The sequence below is a fragment of the Rhodococcus sp. GB-02 genome (assembly GCF_053470465.1).
In genome coordinates, this window is sequence record NZ_JBPUKE010000001.1 from 2,538,660 (window position 1) to 2,559,980 (window position 21,321).

Genomic DNA, 21,321 nt, shown 5'->3' on the forward strand with positions numbered 1-21,321 from the left:
GTCGGTGCTCTCGTTCATGATTCGGCCATGGGGGACAAGAAATTCGGTGCCGGCCTGCTCGATCTGTTGTTGCCACGCGAGTGTGGTGGGTGCGCCCGCACGGGGACTCTGTGGTGTCGTGAGTGCGCGGAACTGCTGCGCGACCATCCGGTTCAACTGAGTCCGCGCGTCGATCCGGGCGTGCCGGTGTGGGCGCTCGGCCGCTACGACGGCCCCAGGCGTCGCAGTGTGATCGAGATGAAGGAACGCGGTCGCCGGGACCTCACGGTGCCTCTGGGGATCGCTGTGGCCGGTGCATTGGCCATGCTGGAACGGTGGGGCGAGCTCGGTGGCGGGAATCGTGCACCGATCGTCCTGGTTCCGGCTCCCACGCGCGCCCGGGCGGCGCGATCTCGAGGGGGTGATCCGGTTCGCCGGATAGCCGAGAGTGTGCGCGAAAAGCGCGAAACCGGTTCCGCTGTGGCTCGTCCGATACGAGTGTGTCCGATTCTCCGGATGACGCGGGGCGTACGTGACTCGGTCGGGCTGTCCGCGGCCGACCGGGTGACCAATGTGAACGGTCGTGTGTCTCTCGACACCACAGCGATCTCTTCCATGGCGCAGGACTGCGACATCGTCGTGCTCGACGACGTCCTGACCACGGGAGCGACTGCGGCAGAGTCGGTTCGGGCTCTCTCGCTCCGTGGGATTCGGACAACTCTCGTGCTTGTCCTTGCAGGGGCTTAGATGAATTTCGTTGGAACAGTGGCACTCGCGCGCGTTACGTACTAGCGTCGGCGGCACACCCGAAAATACTGGTAGGAGGTGGTACTTCGATACTGGTGCCGGGCGGATCCCCTCTCGGTACTTGCAGAATTTGCCGCCGCCCACCGTGGGGCGGGGCCGTAATTGGGAGGTACGAGTGACGACCCCTTCGCAAGCCTCGTTTTTCATCGAGGACGCCACCATCGAGCGTTCCGAGAATGCCGCAGCTCCGAGATCCGACGTCGTAGTCAAGGGACGAAATGTCGAGATCCCCGATCACTTCCGAATCTACGTTTCGGAAAAGCTGGCGCGACTCGAACACTTCGACCCCTCCATATTCCACTTCGACGTGGAACTCCAACATGAACGCAACCGACGACAGGCCAAGAGTTGCCAGCGCGTCGAGATCACCGCTCGAGGTAAAGGCCCGGTGGCCCGAGCCGAAGCGTCCGCAGACAGCTTCTACGCCGCCTTCGAATCGGTGATCGACAAGCTCGAGAGTCGCCTCCGTCGAACCAAGGACCGCAAGAAGGTCCATTACGGTGACAAGCGACCGGTATCCGTCGCGGAGGCAACCGCCTCTCTCGTCGACGCAGACTCACTCGGAGTCACACCGGACATTTCGCTGAACGGTCAAGAGCCGGACGAGTACGACGGCCCCGGACGCGTGGTCCGCACGAAGGATCACCCGGCCGAGCCGATGACCATCGACGACGCTCTCTACGAGATGGAACTGGTCGGACACGACTTCTTTCTCTTCCATGACAAGGAGTCGGACAAGCCGTCCGTCGTCTACCGTCGTCACGCTTTCGACTATGGATTGATCCGCCTGACATGACCCAATCGGTGGTGGGTTTGCTCGCTCGCCGCCGGTAGCGCCTACCATGGAATCCGGCCGGAGTTTTCGGACCCCGGCCGGATTTTCAGTGTGTGACCCCCTGTCGCCGAAGATTGAGGACGAAGAAGACTGTGCCGTCGCTGTCGCTATCGAAGCTGCTCCGTGTTGGTGAAGGTCGCATGGTCAAGCGGCTCAAGCACATCGCCGAGCATGTCGAATCTCTGTCGCCCGATGTCGAAGGCCTGACAGACGAGCAACTCAAAGCCAAGACCGCCGAGTTCCGTGAGCGCTACGCCGCCGGGGAAACTCTCGACGAGTTGCTGCCCGAGGCTTTCTCCGTGGCCCGTGAGACATCATGGCGCGTGATCAATCAGAAGCACTTCCACGTGCAGATCATGGGTGGCGCGGCCCTGCACTTCGGCAACGTCGCCGAGATGAAGACCGGTGAGGGCAAGACCCTGACGTCGGTTCTTCCGGCTTACCTCAACGCGATCGCCGGCGACGGCGTTCACGTCGTCACGACCAACGACTACCTCGCCAAGCGCGACTCCGAGTGGATGGGCCGCGTTCACCGCGCCCTCGGCCTCGAGACCAGCGTGATCCTCTCGGGCATGACGCCGGCCGAGCGCCGCGTCGCTTACGCAGCGGACATCACCTACGGCACCAACAACGAGTTCGGCTTCGATTACCTGCGTGACAACATGACGCATTCGTTGGACGACCTGGTCCAGCGTGGCCACGCGTTTGCCATCGTGGACGAGGTCGACTCGATCCTCATCGACGAAGCCCGAACCCCGCTCATCATCTCGGGCCCGGCTGACGGCTCGAGCAAGTGGTACAGCGAGTTCGCCCGCATCGCGCCGCTGCTGAAGAAGGACGTTCACTACGAGGTCGACATCCGCAAGCGCACCATCGGTGTGCACGAGGCGGGCGTCGAACTGGTCGAGGACCAGCTCGGTATCGACAACCTGTACGAAGCCGCGAATTCGCCGCTGGTGAGTTACCTCAACAACGCGATCAAGGCCAAAGAGCTCTACACCAAGGACAAGGACTACATCGTCCGCGACGGCGAGGTCATCATCGTCGACGAGTTCACCGGTCGCGTGCTGGTCGGACGCCGCTACAACGAGGGCATGCACCAGGCGATCGAGGCCAAGGAGAAGGTGGAGATCAAGGCCGAGAATCAGACCCTCGCCACCATCACCCTGCAGAACTACTTCCGTCTGTACGACAAGTTGTCGGGAATGACGGGTACCGCCGAGACGGAAGCTGCCGAGCTTCACCAGACCTACACCCTCGGCGTGATCCCGATCCCGACCAACCGTCCGATGGTCCGAGTCGACAACGGCGACCTCATCTACAAGACCGAGGAAGCCAAGTTCGATGCCGTGGTCGACGATGTCGTCGAGCGTCACGAGAACGGCCAGCCCGTTCTGATCGGTACCACCAGCGTCGAGCGCTCGGAGTACCTGTCCAAGCAGTTCACCAAGCGTGGCGTTGCCCACAACGTCCTCAACGCGAAGTTTCACGAGAAGGAAGCGACCATCATCGCCGAGGCCGGTCGCTCCGGTGCGGTCACCGTCGCGACCAACATGGCCGGCCGCGGTACCGACGTCGTGCTCGGTGGTAACCCGGACATCATCGCGGACATCGCGCTGCGCAAGAAGGGCCTCGACCCGGTGACGACGCCGGACGAGTACGAGGCAGCCTGGGACGCCGTCCTCGACGAGGTCAAGGCTGAAGTGAAGGAAGACGCGGAGAAGGTCCGCGATGCAGGTGGCCTGTACGTCCTGGGCACCGAGCGTCACGAATCGCGTCGTATCGACAACCAGCTACGTGGTCGTTCCGGACGTCAGGGTGATCCCGGCGAATCGCGGTTCTACCTTTCGCTCGGTGACGAGCTGATGCGCCGCTTCAACGGTTCGGCACTCGAGTCGATCATGACGCGCCTCAACCTGCCTGACGACGTTCCGATCGAAGCCAAGATGGTCTCGAAGGCCATCAAGAGCGCTCAGACGCAGGTCGAGCAGCAGAACTTCGAAATTCGCAAGAATGTCCTCAAGTACGACGAGGTCATGAACCAGCAGCGAACGGTCATTTACAAGGAGCGCCGCCAGATCCTCGAGGGTGAGGACATGGAGGGCCAGGTTGAGCAGATGATCACCGACGTGGTCACCGCCTACGTGGACGGCGCGACCGCGGAGGGCTACGTCGAGGACTGGGATCTCGAGCAGTTGTGGACGGCGCTCAAGACGCTGTACCCGGTCGGTATCGATCACAAGGCGTTGGCGGGGGAGGACGGTGCAGGTATCAACAGCGACCTGAGCCGTGACGACCTGCGCACCGCGTTGCTCGAAGACGCCCACGCGGCGTACAAGAAGCGCGAAGCCGAGATCGACTCGATCGCCGGCGAAAACGGTATGCGTGAACTCGAGCGTCGTGTCTTCCTCTCGGTCCTGGACCGCAAGTGGCGTGAGCATCTCTACGAGATGGATTACCTCAAGGAGGGAATCGGCCTGCGTGCGATGGCCCAGCGTGACCCACTGGTCGAGTACCAGCGCGAAGGCTACGACATGTTCATCGGCATGCTCGACGGTCTGAAGGAAGAGTCTGTCGGATTCCTCTTCAACCTGCAGGTCGAGGCGGCTCCGGCACAGCCCGCGAGCGGAATTTCCGTCACGGCGGGCTCGGCTGCTGCGGCGTCCGCCACGGCGCCCAAGCCGCTCCCGACGCAGGAAGCCGCGGCCAGGACAACCGGGGCTGCTGCCCCGACGGCGTTGCGCGCCAAGGGGCTTGACGACGAAGGTCCGTCACGGTTGACGTACACCGGCCCTGACGAGGACGGCAAGGCAAAGGCAACCCGCGACTCGGCCGCCGACTCCGGTGACGGTGCCGCCTCACGTCGCGAACGTCGTGAAGCAGCGCGGACGCAGTCGAAGAGCAACCGGGCTCCGAAGTCCAAGCGCAAGCGCTGAGGTTCAGTACAGACTGAGGTTTCAGAGATAGTGCTCGACAGGCTGGACGGTCACACCATGTGTAGGGCGGTGACCGTCCAGCCTGTTCCGTCTGCGTGGTCGATCCGACCTGCGACGGCAAATGTCTGCGTGCCTCGTGTGTACGTCGCACAGACTTCGGCGGCACTCTCTGAAACCGCTTGAACGTGGGTGCGGTGAACGGCCGCGCCGCCCATTTTTCGGGCCGCAGAGTCTGAAGTGTACAGTCGCGCAACAACTTCCAGGACGGCCGGCGTCAGCACGCCTTTCAGCTGTCGTGGATTTCGTCGTCGGTCGACGGTTTCGAGAACAAGTCGAAGTGATCGGTTCCAGAAGATGTCGGCACCCGCCGCATTCGGATCGGGAGAACTCGGATCAGGAGTGGCATGCGCCGACGTTCCGTTGTGTGGCGTCTTGCGCGGGCGACGCAGCATCCGGTCGGTTCGGCACTGCGCTCGGTCTGGTCGACACTGCGGCCGCGACAGCACGACGGTGTGCGCGTGAGGCTCGAATTGTGGTGCCGGCTCGAGAAGAATTTTGCAGTCCTGCTCCATGACATCCCCCCGGATGATCGTGCGTCCGAGTTGGCCGATTCGGACTTTCGCTCCCCCGAGCGATGGTGAGAAGCATGACACGAAATGCTCGAGATGTCGCCGTGATCACCATCGCGACTTAGGGTGATGGCGTGCGGGGACTTCTGTTGGATGTCGGTGGCGTGCTGTTCGGTCCGGGATCGGATCTCGAGGGCTTGAGCGCGCTGGTGCGCGCTGTGAGGGCGCGCGGAATCGTGACGGGAATTGTCAGTAACGATCCCGGCGGCGCCAGTGCTCAGTGGTTGCGGGATCTCGGCGACGGGGTCTTGGTCGACGATGTGATCCTGTCCGGTGACGTAGCGATGGCAAAGCCGGATGCCGAGATCTATCGGTTGGCGGCGAGTCGGTTGGGCGTCGACCCGGGGGACTTCGTTTTCGTGGACGACCTCGAGGTCAACGTGCGCGCGGCGGTGGCCGTCGGGATGGTCGGCGTCCACCACGTCGGCTCGGAATCAACGATCGAGGAGTTGTCGATTCTGTTCGATCTGGGCGCAGGAGGGGACACGAAGCCATGGTGAACAGACTGACCACTCAGGACGCGGCTTTCTACTTCCTCGAAGCCGGGACGACGCCGATGCATGTCGGCTCGTTGGGGATTTTCCGGCAACTGCGAAACGGGATCGATCACGAGGAATTGCTTCGTCTGGTCGAAGATCGGCTCGGATCGGTTCCGCGGTACCGCCAGAGGGTTCGTGAGGTGGCGTTCGGCCTGGCCCGTCCGGTGTGGGTGGACGACTCGGATTTCGACATCACGTACCACGTACGCCGATCGGCTCTGCCCAAGCCCGGTTCCGATGAACAGCTGATGGACCTGATCGCCCGGCTGACGTCGAGGCCGCTCGACAGCACGAGGCCTTTGTGGGAGATGTACCTGGTCGAGGGGCTGACCAGAAACAGATTTGCCATCTTCACGAAGTCTCATTCGTCGTTGGTGGACGGCGAAGCGGCTCCCGAGATCAGCCAGGTGATCTTCGATCCGGAGAAGAATCGAGCGCCCGGCCCCGAGGAACTGTGGATGCCGGCCAGGCCGCCGAGCGACACCAGCTTGTTGGTCAGTGCTCTGGCAGATCTCGTGACGAGCCCGGGGGAGGGGATCGCGCAGGCCCGCGCAACGTTCAACGACGTGACCACGTCTCTCACCGAGGCGGTGAGTGCACTCGGAAAACTTGCCGAAGTGGTCCGAACGGCGACGCAGGTGGCCCCGTCGAGCCCGCTCAACGCCACCATCTCGCGCAATCGACGCCTTGCGGTGGCCAAGACGTCTCTCGAAGACTATCGACGCATTCGGGCGAGGTACGGGTGCGAGATCAACGACGTGATTCTGACCGTCATCGCTGGTGCGATGCGCAACTGGCTCCTCTCGCGCGGCGAACCGGTGACCGAGGCGACCATCGTGCGAGCGATGGTTCCCATGTCGGTCTACACGGACGGCCCCGAGAGTCCCGACGTCGACGATCCGCAGGCGCCGGGACATGTTTCCTCGTTCCTGATCGACCTGCCTGTCGGTGAACCCAACGCGGTGGTTCGGCTCTCGCACGTGGCGCATGCGACGGAGGCGTTTGCACGCCAGGGTCGGCGGGTGACCGCACAGACGATGGTGCGGATGTCCGGGTTTGCGCCGGCGACGCTGCATGCGATGAGTTCGCGCGCGGCCAGTAGTCTCTCGCAGCGAATGTTCAATCTGATGATCACCAACGCGCCGGGGCCGCAGTTTCCGCTCTACCTCGGCGGGGCTCGGATGCTGGAGATGTATCCGGTGTCGCCACTGCTCAAGAATCAGACACTCAGCATCGCCCTGACGTCGTACGACGGAAATGTCTACTACGGTTTGAATGCCGACCGTGACGCGATGTCGGACGTCGACGTCGTTCGTTCGCTGATCTTCGAGTCACTCGAGGAATTGACGGATGCGAGTCGGTGACGAACGAGCATGAAGGTGGTCTCATGAGGGTGTACGTGCCGGCGACGGTCGAGATTTTGCAGAAGTTGGTCGCAGATCAGGAGTTCGACCCGATGAGCCGGACGGCTTTTGCGGTCACCCCGACTCTGCGGGAGTCATATGCGGCGGGGGACGACGACGAGTTGGCCGAGGTCGCCATGGGTGAGGCTGCGCGTGCGTCGCTGCGGTTGATCGCCGGAACCGAGGGTGACGTCACCTTCCGGCGCGCCGTCGTCGCTGCCGACGTCGACGACGCCGACGTGAAACTGCGGCCCGATCTCGACGATTCGGTGGTTCGATTGGCGGGTCCCGTCACGATGGCGCAGGTTGCATCTGTGCATGTCGACCTCGAACAGGCAGAATCGGACATCGAGCGCGCTGCTGGCATAGTCGACGCGGCGGATCTCGGCGACGCCGATGCCGAGTTCACGCTCGGCGACGCGGAGGACCACGAGTTGGCGTGGTACGCCGCGCAGGAGTTGCCGTTCTTGCTCGACCTGCTGTGAATGTGCTTACCGTGAAGTAACCTACGGTACCGTAACCTGATAACCTACGGTACCGTAGGCAGTGGGTTCGGAAGGTGAGAGGTGGAGGTCTGATGGGTCTGAAGGACTGGATCGAGGCACCGGCAGCGTCGGTGGTTCCGGCAGCGCGGTCGAAGCTCAATCTGCTTCGCGGTGCGGCGGCTCGACTGACCACACCATTGCTTCCCGACGATTATCTGCACCTAGCAAATCCGTTGTGGTCGGCCCGCGAGCTGCGTGGTCAGATCGTCGAAGTTCGGCCCGAGACCACGGATTCGGCGACCATCGTCATCAAGCCGGGTTGGGGATTCGACTTCAACTACCAGCCGGGGCAGTACATCGGTATCGGCCTCCACATCGACGGTCGGTGGCATTGGCGCTCGTACTCCCTGACTTCTCCGCCCAACTGGGAGAACAAGCGCATCTCCATCGCGGTCAAGGCGATGCCCGAGGGCTTCCTCTCGAGTCACCTCGTCAGTGGCGCGGTTCCTTCGGGAACCATCGTTCGACTGGCCACACCGTCCGGCAACTTCGCCTTGCCGGATCCGCCGCCGGAGAAGATCCTGTTCATCACTGCGGGCAGTGGCATCACCCCGGTCATGGGCATGTTGCGGACGATGAACCGGCGCGGTCAATTGCCCGACGTCATGCACATCCACTCGGCTCCGACGGAATCCGACGTCATGTTCGCCGACGAACTCACGGCGCTGCACGTCGAGCACGAGGACTTCGTCAGCCACGTCCAACTCACACGGCGTGACGGAAAGTTCAAACTCAGCTCTCTCGACACGGTCTGCCCCGATTGGCGCGAGCGCCACACCTGGGCGTGCGGACCGCTTCCGTTGCTCGACGAACTCGAAGACGTCTGGAAGGCGGAAGGTATCGAGGATCGACTCCACATGGAGCGATTCGCGGTATCGCGCATCGACGCTTCCGCGGACGGCGGCACGGTCACCTTCGAGAAGTCGGGTAAGACGATCACTGTCGACGGCGCGACGACGCTTCTGGAGGCCGGCGAGCAGTCCGGTGCCTTGATGCCGTTCGGTTGCCGCATGGGCATCTGCCAAACGTGTGTCGTACCTCTCGTTGCCGGCCACGCGATCGATCTACGCTCGGGGAAACAGCACGCGGAGGGCGAGCGCATCCAGACGTGCATCTCCGCCGCCGCGGGCGACTGTACGCTGGACGCATAGCTTCTAGGCACACGGAGGACCACGGTGGCCATCACCGATATCAAAGAGTTTTCGCACCTCACCGAGGCCGATGTCGAAGCTCTCGGACGTGAACTCGATCAGATTCGACTCGACATCGAAGACTCTCGCGGAGTCCGGGACGCCCGCTACATTCGTCGCGTTATTCGCGTGCAACGCGCGTTGGAGCTCGGCGGGCGTATCGCGCTGTTCGGCAGCCGGTATCGACCGGCGTGGCTGGTCGGTACAACCCTGCTGAGCCTGTCGAAGATCATCGAGAACATGGAACTCGGGCATAACGTGATGCACGGGCAATGGGACTGGATGAACGATCCCGAGATTCACTCGGTCTCGTGGGAGTGGGATCAGACCGGTCCTTCCGAGCACTGGAAGCGCGCACACAACTACCAACACCACACTTACACCAACGTCGTAGGGATGGACGAGGATCTCGGCTTCGGGATTCTGCGTATGACGCGTGACGAGCCGTGGAAGCCGATCAACCTCTTCCAGCCGATCGCCAACGTGATCTTGGCGGCCACATTCGAGTGGGGTATCGCGCTGCACGACCTGACGGCGGCATCGGAGTTGGAGGGCGCGGAAAAGGGGCAACTGAACTCGCAGGCGAACAAAGACTTCGCGCGCAAGATCTTTCGTCAGGTCGGCAAGGACTTCATCTTGTTCCCGGCGCTGACGGGGCCGGCGTGGAAGTCGACCATGACGGCCAATGCCACCGCGAATCTCGTGCGCAATCTGTGGGCGTACGTCGTCATCTTCTGTGGCCACTTCCCGGACGGCGCAGAGAAGTTCACAGTTGCCGAATTCGAGCAGGAGACTCGTCACGAGTGGTACCTACGCCAGATGCTCGGAAGTGCGAACTTCAATTCGGGCAAGCTCATGGGTCTGATGAGTGGCAACCTGAGCTACCAGATCGAGCACCACGTGTTCCCTGATCTGCCGAGCAACCGCTACCCCGAAATTGCCGTGAAGATGCGTGCGCTGTGCGAGAAGTTCGATCTTCCGTACACCACCGGTTCGCTCTTCAAGCAGTATCTTTTGGCACTACGCACAATCCACAAGCTGGCGTTGCCGGACAAGTGGCTGACTGCGACCTCGGACAATGCTCCGGAAACGTCCTCGGAACTACGGTTCCGTGATTCCGGGTTCCGGGACGCAGCCATGGCGATGGTCGAGGACCTGCGTACCGATCCGGTCACCGGTAAGCGTCTGGGATTGTTGACTGCACTCAAGTCGCAGGCTCGTTCCCGCATGCCGAAGCGCCGGAAGTGATATAGGTTACATCGGGAAAAACCTAACCTACGGTGCCGTAAGTTACGCTACAGTAGGTGCAGTTGATCTGAACGATTCGAAATCATGATCGTTCTGCACTTACTACTTTGCGCCTAACTCACTGCTAGGAGGCTTTCCATGGCGATTGCAGATGTCAAGGAATACGCACATCTCACGGACGTTGACATCGAGGCGCTCGGCCGCGAACTCGACGCGATTCGTCGCGACATCGAGGAGTCGCGCGGCGAGAAGGACGCGCGCTACGTGCGCAACGTCATTCGCCTGCAGCGTTCACTCGAAATCAGTGGCCGCGCAGTGCTTTTCGCCAGCCGTCGCCGTCCGGCGTGGCTCGCCGGAGTTGGACTGCTGACGCTCTCGAAGATCATCGAGAACATGGAACTCGGGCACAACGTGATGCACGGGCAGTGGGACTGGATGAACGACCCGGAGATCCACTCCACCTCATGGGAGTGGGACGTCACCGGCCCGTCTGCGCACTGGAAGCAGACCCACAACTACCTGCATCACAAGTACACAAACGTCCTCGGAATGGACGACGACGTCGGATACGGGCTCCTCCGCGTCACCCGCGATCAGCGGTGGAAGCCCTTCAACGCCGGCAACCTGGTCTACAACACCTTGCTCGCCCTGTTCTTCGAGTACGGCATCGCTGCTCAGCACCTCGAGCTGGGCAAGGTTGCCAAGGGCCGCGCCGACAAGGAAGAGACGCAGCGCAAGCTCCGTGAGGTCGGCGAGAAGATCGGCAAGCAGGTCTTGCGCGACTACGTCATCTACCCGGCCATCACCGGCCCGGCGTGGAAGAGCACGTTGTCGGCCAACTTCACCGCCAACACCCTGCGGAACGTGTGGACCAACGCGGTCATCTTCTGCGGCCACTTCCCGGACGGCGCCGAGAAGTTCACCAAGGAAGACATCGACAAGGAAACGCAGGCTCAGTGGTACCTGCGCCAGATGCTCGGCAGCGCCAACATCGAGGGCAGCGCGCTCATGGACTTCATGACGGGCAACCTGAGCTACCAGATCGAGCATCACCTGTTCCCCGATCTGCCGAGCAACCGATACAAGGACATCGCGGTCACGGTGCGTCAGCTCGCGGACAAGTACGACCTCCCGTACACGACGGGCCCGCTCGCCGTGCAGTACGCCAAGTCGTGGCGCACCATCGCCAAGCTGTCGCTGCCCAACAAGTACCTCAAGGACACTGTCGACAATGCGCCCGAGACGGCGTCGGAGCGGATGTTCGACGGCGATCCGACGTCGACTGTCGATCCCGTGACCGGGCGTCGTAGCGGTCTCAAGAGCGCCATCGCACGAAAGCGTAAGAGTGGAAAGCTGCGCAGCCTCCTCGGACTGCGCTGATCCCCACTTGCACTGACAAGCGGCCCGACACCATTCGATGGTGTCGGGCCGCTTCTCTGTTGTTGCTCAGGGGTCCTGCTCAGGGTTCTTGCTCGGTGTTCTGGTTCAGTACTGATCGTTGGACTTGATCGCTTCCAACAGTTGCCGCACAGCGACGACGCGTCGAGCGGATTTGCCCTCCAGCAGGTCGAGCTTGCATTCGGGATCTGCGGGCGGCCCCAGGTGCGTGCATCCGCGCGGGCAATCCTCGATGGCCGCAGCCAGGTCCGAGAATGCCGCCACCACGTTCTCGGGCGAGATGTGCGCCAGACCGAACGAACGGATGCCCGGGGTGTCGATCACCCAGCCACCACCGGCGAGGGGGAGTGCCACCGATTGTGTCGATGTGTGCCGCCCCTTGCCCACGCCGGACACGATGCCGACCGCCCGATTGGCATCGGGGACAAGGCGATTGACCAACGTCGACTTTCCGACGCCGGAGTGCCCGATCAGGGCGGTCAACTTGTGCTCGAGGATCTGCGTCAGTTCGTCCAAGGGATCGTCGCGGCCGGCGACCACCACTTGGATGTCGAGGTCGGCGAAAGTGCTCGCGAATTCCTCGGGTGGTTCGAGGTCGCTCTTGGTCAGGCAGACAATCGGCGTCAGGCCGCCGACGTAGGCGGCGACGAGTGCGCGCTCGACAAAGCCCGTGCGCGGTGGGGGGTCCGCGAGTGCCACGACGATGAGCAACTGCTCGGCGTTCGCGACGACGATGCGTTCGAAGGGATCGGTGTCGTCGGCTGTTCGGCGCAGAACCGTCGAACGCTCGGAGACCCGGATAATGCGAGCGAGGGTGTCGGTTTTGCCCGACAGGTCGCCGACAATGTCCACCTGATCGCCGACGACGATGGGGGTGCGGCCCAGCTCGCGGGCGCGCATCGTCACGATCAGCCGGTCGGGATCGCCGCCCAGGACGCAACCCCAACGGCCACGATCCTTCGACACCACCATCCCCGATTCAGCCGACAGGTGTTCGGGCCGAGTCTTCGTACGGGGGCGTGATCCGCGTCCGGGGCGTACCCGGACGTCGGACTCGTCGTACTGCCGCGGAGTCAGAAGCTTGCCTTCGGCGTCGCGGTCGAACTGTCGAGCATGTCGACCCACATGTTCTCGAAGCCGGGCAACGTCTTGGCAGTGGTTTCGACGTCGTCGACCTCGACGCAGTCGACGACCAGGCCGATGATGGCACCGGCTGTTGCCATGCGGTGGTCGGCGTACGAGAGCCATTGTCCGCCATGGAGTTCCGTGGGGACGATGGTCAGTCCGTCGTCGGTTTCGGTGACGGAGCCGCCGAGCTTGTTGATCTCGTCGGCGAGGGCTGCCAGACGGTCGGTCTCGTGCCCGCGCAGGTGCGCGATACCTCGTAGGTGCGAGGTACCCTCGGCGAGAGCGGCCAGCGCCGCGACGGTGGGGGTGAGTTCTCCCTCGTCGTGGAGGTCGATGTCGATGCCGCGCAATTTCTCCGGACCGCGAACAGTCAGCACGCCGTCGGCAAGAGTGACGTCGGCGCCCATCGACGCGAGGATTCCGCGGATCGCGTCGCCCGGCTGCGTCGTCGACGACGGCCACATCGGGACGCTGACGGTTCCGCCGGTGACTGCGGCAGCGGCCAGGAACGGGGTGGCGTTGGAGAGATCGGGTTCGATCGCCCAGTCCACGGCGCGCACGGGTCCCGGTGCCACACGCCAGGTGTCAGCGTCGCCACCCGTGGCGGGAGTCGTCACGGAAACTCCGGCCTGCCTGAGCATTTCGACGGTCATGTCGATGTGTGGCATCGAGGGGACCGGCTTTCCGTCGTGATGGACGGTGACGCCTTCTTCGAAGCCAGCGGCCGAGAGGAGGAGACCGGAGACGAACTGCGACGAACCGGATGCGTCGATGGTGACCGTCCCGCCGCGTAGGGATCCGGTTCCGGAAACGGTGAACGGGAGTGCGTCACCCTCGATGTGTGCGCCGAGTCCGCGCAGTGCCTCCAGGATGGTGCCGAGGGGTCGTGTGCGTGCTTGCTCGTCGCCGTCGAAGCGGACGATTCCGTCGGCCATCGCGGCGAGCGGCGGCAGGAAGCGCATGACGGTGCCGGCGAGACCGCAGTCGACGTCTCCGCCGCGGAGGGGACCGGGAACTACACGAAGTGTGGTCGGATCGCCGGCTTCCTCGACTCCGATACCGAGGTCGCGCAAAGCGGCGATCATCAGGTCCGCGTCACGACTGCGAAGTGCACCCGTGATCGTGGAGGGGCCATCTGCGAGCGCGGCCAGAATCAGAGCTCGATTGGTGATGGACTTGGATCCGGGCAGCGTCACCACTGCATCGACGGGTGCTTGGGCCCTCGGGGCGCTCCACAGACTCAGACTCACATGGTCCATCTTCTCTCATCGGTGGGGGAATGGTCGAAACCGTGCCACCCTGGGTGTCATGTGCGGAAGGTATGCGACCACAGCGGACCCGGCCACCCTGGCGGTGGAACTCGATGCGCTCGACGAGACCGATCACTCGGCGCCCGTCGAAGCCGACTACAACGTGGCTCCGACGACCGAGGTGCTGACCGTCGTGAAACGCCACGATCGGGAAAACCCCGACAGCGATCCGACCAAGAGGATTCGGCGGATGCGCTGGGGATTGGTGCCCTCGTGGACCAAGGAACTGGGTAAGGGCCCGGTCCTGTTCAACGCTCGTGCCGACTCGTTGGCGGAGAAGCCGGCGTTTCGGACCGCGTTCAAGTTCAAGCGTTGCCTGGTCCCGATGGACGGGTGGTACGAGTGGCAGACCGAGGCCACCGGTGGGAAAAAGGCAGCGAAGATTCCTTACTACATGCACCCCGACGACGGATCACGGCTGTTCATGGCCGGTGTGTGGTCTGCCTGGCGAGACCCGAAGGTCGAGAATGCGAGCCCCGTCCTGAGCTGCTCGATCGTCACAGTCGACTCACTCGGCCACCTGGAGCAGGTTCACGACCGGATGCCCCTCGCCCTACCTCGTGACCGCTGGGAGGCGTGGCTCGATCCCGACAACACCGTCGATTCGGCCCTGCTCGAACCGGTATCGGACCTCGTCGAGCGGATCGACATCGATCGAGTCCGGCCGATGGTCAACAGTGTCAAGAACAACGGACACGAGTTGATCGAGCCGGACGTCGACCGTGCCGGCGAGCAGATCAGCCTGCTCTAGCGGTCAGCCGAGAGCCCAGGTAACGGTCACTTCGAACGAGACCTGCTGGGTTCCCGGGGCGAGAACCATGTCGGACATCGAGGCGTCGGGAGCGCGCATGGTCTGACCGCCACTCGTGTCGTGTGCCTCGGTGATGGTCACGACGTTCTCGAGCGACGTGCCGGACAGATCCGCGTACTGCTCGGCACGGTTCTTCGCGTCCTCGAAGGCCCGGGTGCGAGCGTCGGCCAGAAGCTGAGAGTCGTCGTCGATGGCGAAGGCGACGTTACCGAGCCGTGCCGCGTTTCCGCCCGCCGCGATGCCGGCGTCCAGGACAGAAGAGGCCTTGTCGAGATCGCGGACGACGATTCGTACCGAGTTGGTTGCCCGGTAGCCCGTCACGTTACCGCCGACGAACGGCCCACCACTGGCGTCGTACTGCGGCTGAACTGACAGATCGCTTGTCTGCACGTCCTCGGCGGCCACGCCGGCATTGACTATCGCGTCAATCATCTGGCGGGCCTTGTCATTCGACTCGGAAACCGCTCCCGAGACGTCCGGAGCGACAACCTCGATTCCGATGTCCGCGTTGAGGATGTCCGGTGCCCCGCGAACCTGCCCTGACCCGACCACCGTGACTTCCTTGGCGGCACTGCCGGAACTCCCGCAGGCAGTCAGTGAGACGGCGAGGGCCGCGGCTGCAGCGGTCAGTGTAAAAATTTTCAGGGGTGGACGCTTGGTTTGTGGACGCATGAACAGACCGTAGCGACCGGATCCTCAGCTCGCTGTGATTTGTGCGGTGACCGCGCCGCTCAATTGGGCAAGGTCGGTCGGAGCCAGTTCGATTTCAAGGCCGCGTCGTCCGGCGCTGCAGAGAACCCGATCCCAGTCGAGAGCCGAGGCATCGATCACGGTCGGCAGTTTCTTGCGTTGGCCGAGCGGTGAGATACCACCGAAGACGTAGCCGCTCGATCGCTCGGCTTCGGCGCGATCTGCCATGACGGCTTTGCTTGCACCGAGGGCAGCAGCCGCAGCTTTGAGTGAGAGTTTGTTCGGTACCGGCAGAACCGCTACGGCGAGCTTGCCCGTGTCGAGTTTGACGACCAAGGTCTTGAAGATCTGGGCGGCCTCGACGCCAACCAACTCGGCCAGAGCCGTGACAGCCTCGTCGCCGAACGATTCGGCGCGGGGGTCGTGGTCGTAGCTGTGAACGCGGTGCGGAGTCTTCGACTTGTCGAGCAGTGCGGTCGCAGGAGTCGCTGTTCCGGCCATGACGAAGACCTTAGGTGAGCCACTCTTTCTGGACTCCTACCAGGTCGGGAACAGAGTCGCAGGCTCCCTTGTTGGTACCAGTTGATGAAACTTGTCCCGAGAAGCGAAGGAGCGACCGTGCTGGCTGTGTGTGAGCCACCACCGGCCCGTGGGTCGGATCTTCAGTTGGCGGTAACCTTGATCCCTACGGCTAGTGAAGGGATCAGAGTGCTGGAACACGACCGGCCCAAGGACGAACCGTCGGAGGTTTCCGAACCTGTCGATGGCGCGGTGTCCGAAACGCCCGAAACTGCGGATGAGTTGATTGCCCGGTTCGAGCGTGACGCGCTCCCGTTGCTCGACCAGTTGTACGGCGCTGCACTGCGTATGACGAGGAACCCGGCCGATGCCGAAGACCTCGTGCAGGAGACGTACGTCAAGGCGTACACGGCTTTCCGCTCGTTCCGTGCCGGTACCAACCTGAAAGCCTGGCTGTACCGGATTCTCACCAACACCTACATCAACTCGTACCGCAAGAAGCAGCGCCAACCCGCGCAGTATCCGACGGACGAGATCACCGACTGGCAGTTGGCCGCCACCGCAGAGCACACGTCCACCGGGCTACGTTCGGCCGAGGTGGAGGCTCTCGACGCGCTGCCGGACGACGACATCAAGGCGGCGCTGCAGTCGCTGCCCGAGGAATTCCGGATGGCGGTGTACTACGCCGACGTCGAGGGATTCCCGTACAAGGAGATCGCGGAGATCATGGGCACACCCATCGGAACGGTGATGTCACGACTGCATCGTGGTCGTAAGCAATTGCGCGGTCTCTTGGCCGATGTCGCCAAAGACCGTGGATTCAATCGGGACGGCGCAGTCGACACGGCCACGGCCGCAGCCACCGAGGCGGAAGGTGTCAAACGATGAGTGAGCAGGACGAATTCGAAAGGCTCGACTGCTCGGCAGTCATCGCCGACGTCTGGTTGATGCTCGACGGTGAATGCGACGATTCCAGTCGCGCTCGTCTACAACGTCATATCGACGACTGCGGATCGTGCCTCGAGGCCTACGGGATCGAGGAGAAGGTCAAGAGCCTGATCAACCGCAAGTGCGGCGGGGATCACGCACCGGAAAGCCTGCGTCAGCGGCTCACCGTCGAACTGCGTCGGACCATCGTCATCACGACTACCGAAACCGACAGCTGACCCCTCAGTGAAGATCTGAGGGGCAGCAACCTCGAAGAGCAACTACGCCCGAAAGCAAAACGTCCGAGGGGCGGGGAAGCAATGCTTCCCCGCCCCTCGGACGTTTTGCTGCGCTACATGTCAGGCGTTTGGACGCTTGCCATGGTTAGCGGCGTTGCCCTTACGGCTGCGCTTCTTACGACCACGCTTACCCATGATTGGTCTCCCTTCTGTTTCTTTCGCGTCATTGTTTCACGCCGATGCCGGTGTGGTTCCATTGGCAGGTCGATCGAGTAATCCATCGACGTAGTTTCGTGGTCAGAGTGCAGTTCCGACAGAAGTGAGGTTCACGATGGCAGAAGACGTGCGCGCCGAGATGGTTTCGACGGTCTACCAGGTCGTCGTGAGCGAGGGAGACGTCGTCGCGGACGGCGACACCCTGGTCATCCTCGAATCGATGAAGATGGAAATTCCCGTCCTGGCCGAGGTTCCGGGAACGGTGACGACGGTGGGCGTCAAGGTCGGCGACGTGATTCAGCAAGGCGATCTGATCGCCGTGATCTCCTAAGTAAGCCGATGTCCACTCTCAGTGACCTCCTCGCCGAACACACCGATCTGCCGGGTGCGGCGGTCGACCATCTCCAGCGCGTCGTGGGGGAGTGGCAACTGCTCGCCGACCTCTCTTTTGCAGACGTTCTCCTGTGGGTGGGCACCGAATCGGAGAAGAACCGATCCGAAGGGACGGTCATCTGCGTAGCGCACTGCCGGCCGACCACGGCTTCGACGGCTTTCCCGGAGGACGCAGTCGGAACGGTCGTTTCCGAGTCCGAGCATCCGCAGGTTCTTCGCGCTCTCGTGGAGGGCCGCGTCGTGCGTGGGGAAGACGAGACGTGGCGTAAGGGGATGCCACCGCGCAAGGAAGCAGTTCCGGTGCGTCTGGACGGGCGAGTCATCGCGGTTCTGAGCCGCGACACCAACCTGTCGCACCAGCGAGCGCAGAGTCCGCTCGAGCTCGCGTATCTCGATTGCGCCGAAGACCTGTGTCAGATGATCAGCGACGGAACCTTCCCGATCCGAGAATCGCGCTCCGACACGAACTCGAGCCCACGTGCCGGCGACGGTTTCATCCGTCTCGACACCGAAGGCACCGTCGTCTACGCGAGCCCGAACGCCCTCTCGGCGTATCACCGGATGGGTCTGAGTTCGGATCTGGTGGGACAAGATCTCGCGGCGTTGACCCGTTCGTTGGTCACAGACCCGTTCGAGTCTCAGGAAGCCGCGGGTTACATCCGAGATACGTTGGCGGACAAGCCTGGCCGTCGAATGGAGATCGAGGCGCGTGGGGCGACCGTTCTGCTGCGCGCTCTGGTTCTCAAGCCGGGTGGTCGGCACGTCGGTGCTGCGGTCGTGGTTCGCGACGTCACCGAGGTCAAGCGTCGTGATCGCGCGCTCCTGAGCAAGGACGCGACCATCCGCGAGATTCACCATCGGGTGAAGAACAACCTGCAAACCGTCGCGGCGCTGCTGCGTCTACAGGCCAGGCGAACCGGCAACGACGAAGCGCGACAAGCATTGACGGAATCGGTGAGACGCGTGACGTCCATCGCCCTCGTTCACGACACCCTCTCGATGTCGGTAGACGAAGAGGTGGATCTCGACGAGGTGATCGACCGGTTGGTTCCCATGCTCTCCGATGTCGCGGGAGTGGGTGTGCCGGTGACGATTCGGCGCGAGGGCAGTTTCGGAGTGTTCTCCGCCGAGCGCGCCACCCCGCTGGTCATGGTGCTGACGGAGTTGGTGCAGAACGCGATCGAGCACGCTTTCGATCCGGGACTCACCGGCACGGTCACACTCAGCGCCGAGCGTTCTGCGCGCTGGTTGGACGTGATCATCCACGACAACGGGCGCGGCCTGCCGGAGAACTTCGACCTCGAGAAGTCCGATCGCCTCGGACTTCAGATCGTGCGGACTCTGCTGGGCGCCGAACTCGGCGGCTCGCTCGGACTGCACCCGGGAAGTGGCGGCGGCACCGACGCGGTTCTGCGTGTGCCGCTCGGTAGGCGCACTGCGCGTTACTGATTCGAGCAGCGCCAGTAATTCGAGCAGACAAAAAGCCCGGCACCATGTGGTGCCGGGCTGTCGTCTTCGACTGTGTGGAGGGGCTGTTCTCCGCCTCGAGTCGAACGTCTCGGTTCTACCTAGACGGAAGTGCGTGCACGGGTACGTGCGTTACGACGCTTGAGTGCGCGACGCTCGTCTTCGCTCATTCCGCCCCAGACGCCTGCATCCTGACCGGACTCGAGGGCCCATGACAGGCACTCGGCGGTGACGGGGCAGCGGTTGCAGACAACCTTGGCATCAGCGATCTGAGCGAGGGCCGGTCCGCTGTTTCCCACGGGGAAGAACAGTTCGGGATCCTCGTCGCGACAGATTGCGTTGTGGCGCCAGTCCATCTTTTTTCGCTCCTTAATTGGGTGCGTATTCACACCATTTGGTACCAATGAGTTTGTGTGTGCGTCATCAACGTTTCCGCACTGTTACTTGTGAATGCTTTCACGAACTCGCGGTATGTCAATAGGTTTGAACGGGTTCGTGGGCCAACTCACTAATTTGTGACACACCTGACGGCCACCTGGTCGTCACCGGCATTTTACCCGATTTTGGCTATTCGGCACCAGAGTTTTTGCAGGTCAAACGTGTTGCCTGACTCACGTCGTAATCGGCGCGAACACTTCCAGTGCATCCGGGACCGAGGTGAATTCGACCTTTTCGCGAAGTCCGAGGTAGTCGCCGTCCATCTGGAGTCCGATCGGTCGCGACGATTCGATGGTGATGGTCGGGACGTCGTCGGTGCGTAGGAGGACCTTCGATTTCGGCTCTGCGCCGCGTGCGAGGAGCTGCCGCACAACCCGCAGGGACGGTAGGACTTTGGTGCTCGTCATAGCGAAGATTCCGAGTCCGCTGTCGAAGGTAGTTCCCGGATTGGTGTGTACGGGACGCTCTTCCAGATACGTCCACGGGCTCGAGTTCGACACGAACGCGTAGTGGACTCCGGAGACGGGATCCTGATCGGGAAGGTGGACCGTCAGGGCTGGTTCGGCTCGCTTCGCGCGGAAGAACGCTGCGATCGCGGTTCGGACATATCGTGCTGGAGTGGCAGCGTCACCATTCTTGCGGCTGGCGTCGACGGCTTCGCACACATCGGCGTCGAGGCCCATTCCGGCATTGAACGTGAACCAACGGTTGTCACAATGTGCGAGCCCGATTCGGCGTCTCGTCCGCGCCGAGAGTAGGTCGACGAGTTGGTTTGTGGCGTCGATCGGGTCGGCGGCAATACCGAGTGAACGCGCGAAAACGTTTGCCGAGCCCCCTGGAACGACCGCGATCGTCGGGATCGGACCGACCGGAACCGATTTCATCGACGCGGGATGCGGTGCCCCGAGCAGTCCGTTGACCACTTCGTTGACCGTTCCGTCGCCGCCGTGGACGATCACCGAGCCGAAGCCGTCTTCGTGGGCTTCGCGCGCCAGTTCGGCAGCGTGTCCGCGATGTGTGGTGTGCGCCACAGTAAGTCGCACCCGGCTCTCGAGGGCGTGTGCCAACAGGTCACGACCGGCGGCGGTGGTGGAGGTGGCATTGGGATTGACGATCAGCAGTGCGCGCACGGGGCATGAGCCTATCCGGTGTCGTGTTCTAGGCTGGCCTCGTGCCGAATACCGCCAGTCCGAACGCCCTGCCCAAGACAGTCAGATGGGCAGGTGCCCTCGTGACGCTGCAAGGGCTGGTTGCCGCCGGGTTCGCGATCGTCGCGGTGATTCGCGGCGCAACCGGGCACGATCAGAGCGTCACCAACGGGTACGGCTTCGCTGCCTGGGTCGCGATTCTCGGCGGCGCGGTGTTGGCTGCAGGTATCGCTCTGCTGACCGGTCGCCGGTGGGGCCGGGCAATCGCCGTCGTCGCCCAGTTGCTGCTCCTGCCGGTCGCCTGGTCGCTGCTGACCGATTCGCATCAGGTGCCGCTCGGCGTCGTTCTGGGTGTCGTCGTTCTCGGCGCCCTCGGCTGCCTGTTCTCGGCGCCGACGTCTCGGTGGATGGCAGCGGAGTACGGAGCGTACGCAGACGAGGTATCGCCGGAAGAGGGAAACCCCGGCGCTGACGAGCCCGAAGAGCCGCGGGACAAGAAGGGCTGAACGCCTACTCGGCTTCAGGC

23 protein-coding genes are annotated in these 21,321 nt (G+C 62.9%); 15 read left to right on the forward strand and 8 right to left on the reverse strand.

Translation table 11 applies throughout. The features are described from left to right. Nucleotides 1-27 precede the first annotated feature (27 nt). From ACSW29_RS12005 to secA, 3 genes are all read left to right on the forward strand, one after another. Nucleotides 28-726: a ComF family protein gene (locus tag ACSW29_RS12005; protein WP_347872085.1), complete on the forward strand. Its 699-nt coding sequence runs from the start codon at nt 28-30 to the stop codon at nt 724-726. Between the two features lie 175 nt (nt 727-901). Then, complete coding sequence (hpf, locus tag ACSW29_RS12010; RefSeq protein ID WP_003940893.1) at nt 902-1,582, forward strand: ribosome hibernation-promoting factor, HPF/YfiA family; 681 nt, start codon at nt 902-904, stop codon at nt 1,580-1,582. Between the two features lie 131 nt (nt 1,583-1,713). After that, nucleotides 1,714-4,557 carry a preprotein translocase subunit SecA gene (secA, locus tag ACSW29_RS12015; RefSeq protein WP_448277308.1) on the forward strand — a complete coding sequence of 948 codons (2,844 nt, stop codon included), beginning with the start codon at nt 1,714-1,716 and terminating at the stop codon, nt 4,555-4,557. A 50-nt stretch (nt 4,558-4,607) separates the two neighbouring features. On the opposite strand, the gene ACSW29_RS12020 is transcribed toward secA, so the two are convergent. Beyond that, a complete protein-coding gene (locus tag ACSW29_RS12020) occupies nt 4,608-5,129 on the reverse strand; it encodes an Rv3235 family protein (protein ID WP_317825449.1) in 522 nt (173 codons plus the stop codon). Between the two features lie 131 nt (nt 5,130-5,260). Between ACSW29_RS12020 and ACSW29_RS12025 the strand changes: the two genes are divergently transcribed. From ACSW29_RS12025 to ACSW29_RS12050, 6 genes are all read left to right on the forward strand, one after another. Then, nucleotides 5,261-5,686 carry an HAD-IA family hydrolase gene (locus ACSW29_RS12025; RefSeq protein ID WP_317825450.1) on the forward strand — a complete coding sequence of 142 codons (426 nt, stop codon included), beginning with the start codon at nt 5,261-5,263 and terminating at the stop codon, nt 5,684-5,686. Then, entirely contained in the window at nt 5,680-7,089 is a 1,410-nt protein-coding gene (locus ACSW29_RS12030; RefSeq protein WP_230812598.1) for a WS/DGAT/MGAT family O-acyltransferase, read from the forward strand. Before ACSW29_RS12025 ends, ACSW29_RS12030 begins: the two co-directional genes overlap by 7 nt. A gap of 23 nt (nt 7,090-7,112) precedes the next feature. Next, nucleotides 7,113-7,613: a DUF6912 family protein gene (locus tag ACSW29_RS12035; RefSeq protein ID WP_020969223.1), complete on the forward strand. Its 501-nt coding sequence runs from the start codon at nt 7,113-7,115 to the stop codon at nt 7,611-7,613. 92 nt (nt 7,614-7,705) lie between these two features. Beyond that, nucleotides 7,706-8,824 (forward strand): ferredoxin reductase, encoded by a 1,119-nt coding sequence (locus ACSW29_RS12040; protein ID WP_230812599.1) that lies wholly within the window; start codon nt 7,706-7,708, stop codon nt 8,822-8,824. A 24-nt stretch (nt 8,825-8,848) separates the two neighbouring features. Then, on the forward strand, nt 8,849-10,111 hold the full coding sequence (locus ACSW29_RS12045) for a fatty acid desaturase family protein (RefSeq protein WP_317825452.1): 1,263 nt from the start codon (nt 8,849-8,851) through the stop codon (nt 10,109-10,111). Nucleotides 10,112-10,249: 138 nt separating this feature from the next. Beyond that, nucleotides 10,250-11,491, forward strand: a complete 1,242-nt coding sequence (locus ACSW29_RS12050; RefSeq protein ID WP_317825453.1) for a fatty acid desaturase family protein — start codon at nt 10,250-10,252, stop codon at nt 11,489-11,491. 105 nt (nt 11,492-11,596) lie between these two features. On the opposite strand, the gene rsgA is transcribed toward ACSW29_RS12050, so the two are convergent. Together rsgA and aroA are read right to left on the reverse strand one after the other, a co-directional pair. After that, entirely contained in the window at nt 11,597-12,634 is a 1,038-nt protein-coding gene (gene rsgA, locus ACSW29_RS12055; protein WP_230812605.1) for a ribosome small subunit-dependent GTPase A, read from the reverse strand. Next, the gene (aroA, locus tag ACSW29_RS12060; RefSeq protein ID WP_448277309.1) at nt 12,583-13,896 is read right to left on the reverse strand and encodes a 3-phosphoshikimate 1-carboxyvinyltransferase; all 1,314 of its coding nucleotides are present in this window, start codon (nt 13,894-13,896) and stop codon (nt 12,583-12,585) included. Before aroA ends, rsgA begins: the two co-directional genes overlap by 52 nt. 49 nt (nt 13,897-13,945) lie before the next feature. Between aroA and ACSW29_RS12065 the strand changes: the two genes are divergently transcribed. Beyond that, complete coding sequence (locus tag ACSW29_RS12065; protein ID WP_317825455.1) at nt 13,946-14,698, forward strand: SOS response-associated peptidase; 753 nt, start codon at nt 13,946-13,948, stop codon at nt 14,696-14,698. A 3-nt stretch (nt 14,699-14,701) separates the two neighbouring features. Here the strand turns inward: ACSW29_RS12065 and ACSW29_RS12070 are convergent, their stop codons facing one another. Together ACSW29_RS12070 and ybaK are read right to left on the reverse strand one after the other, a co-directional pair. Continuing rightward, nucleotides 14,702-15,430: an SIMPL domain-containing protein gene (locus ACSW29_RS12070; protein WP_230812611.1), complete on the reverse strand. Its 729-nt coding sequence runs from the start codon at nt 15,428-15,430 to the stop codon at nt 14,702-14,704. A gap of 24 nt (nt 15,431-15,454) precedes the next feature. Then, nucleotides 15,455-15,949, reverse strand: coding sequence for a Cys-tRNA(Pro) deacylase (gene ybaK, locus ACSW29_RS12075; RefSeq protein WP_317825457.1), 495 nt, complete (start codon nt 15,947-15,949; stop codon nt 15,455-15,457). A 207-nt stretch (nt 15,950-16,156) separates the two neighbouring features. Here ybaK and ACSW29_RS12080 point away from each other — a divergent pair, with 207 nt between their 5' ends. Both ACSW29_RS12080 and rsrA read left to right on the forward strand, forming a co-directional pair. Further along, entirely contained in the window at nt 16,157-16,855 is a 699-nt protein-coding gene (locus ACSW29_RS12080) for a sigma-70 family RNA polymerase sigma factor (protein WP_374227958.1), read from the forward strand. After that, on the forward strand, nt 16,852-17,133 hold the full coding sequence (rsrA, locus tag ACSW29_RS12085) for a mycothiol system anti-sigma-R factor (RefSeq protein ID WP_003940722.1): 282 nt from the start codon (nt 16,852-16,854) through the stop codon (nt 17,131-17,133). Before ACSW29_RS12080 ends, rsrA begins: the two co-directional genes overlap by 4 nt. Before the next feature lie 120 nt (nt 17,134-17,253). On the opposite strand, the gene ACSW29_RS12090 is transcribed toward rsrA, so the two are convergent. Next, nucleotides 17,254-17,328, reverse strand: a complete 75-nt coding sequence (locus ACSW29_RS12090; protein WP_022597109.1) for a 50S ribosomal protein bL37 — start codon at nt 17,326-17,328, stop codon at nt 17,254-17,256. Between the two features lie 136 nt (nt 17,329-17,464). Here ACSW29_RS12090 and ACSW29_RS12095 point away from each other — a divergent pair, with 136 nt between their 5' ends. Beyond that, complete coding sequence (locus tag ACSW29_RS12095; protein WP_007731208.1) at nt 17,465-17,680, forward strand: biotin/lipoyl-binding carrier protein; 216 nt, start codon at nt 17,465-17,467, stop codon at nt 17,678-17,680. Between the two features lie 8 nt (nt 17,681-17,688). Continuing rightward, entirely contained in the window at nt 17,689-19,191 is a 1,503-nt protein-coding gene (locus ACSW29_RS12100; RefSeq protein WP_230812615.1) for a sensor histidine kinase, read from the forward strand. A 119-nt stretch (nt 19,192-19,310) separates the two neighbouring features. On the opposite strand, the gene ACSW29_RS12105 is transcribed toward ACSW29_RS12100, so the two are convergent. Continuing rightward, entirely contained in the window at nt 19,311-19,565 is a 255-nt protein-coding gene (locus tag ACSW29_RS12105) for a WhiB family transcriptional regulator (RefSeq protein WP_003940950.1), read from the reverse strand. A 255-nt stretch (nt 19,566-19,820) separates the two neighbouring features. Beyond that, entirely contained in the window at nt 19,821-20,777 is a 957-nt protein-coding gene (locus ACSW29_RS12110; RefSeq protein WP_448277310.1) for a diacylglycerol/lipid kinase family protein, read from the reverse strand. Nucleotides 20,778-20,818: 41 nt separating this feature from the next. Between ACSW29_RS12110 and ACSW29_RS12115 the strand changes: the two genes are divergently transcribed. Next, nucleotides 20,819-21,301, forward strand: a complete 483-nt coding sequence (locus tag ACSW29_RS12115; protein ID WP_230812619.1) for a hypothetical protein — start codon at nt 20,819-20,821, stop codon at nt 21,299-21,301. Nucleotides 21,302-21,321: the final 20 nt, after the last annotated feature.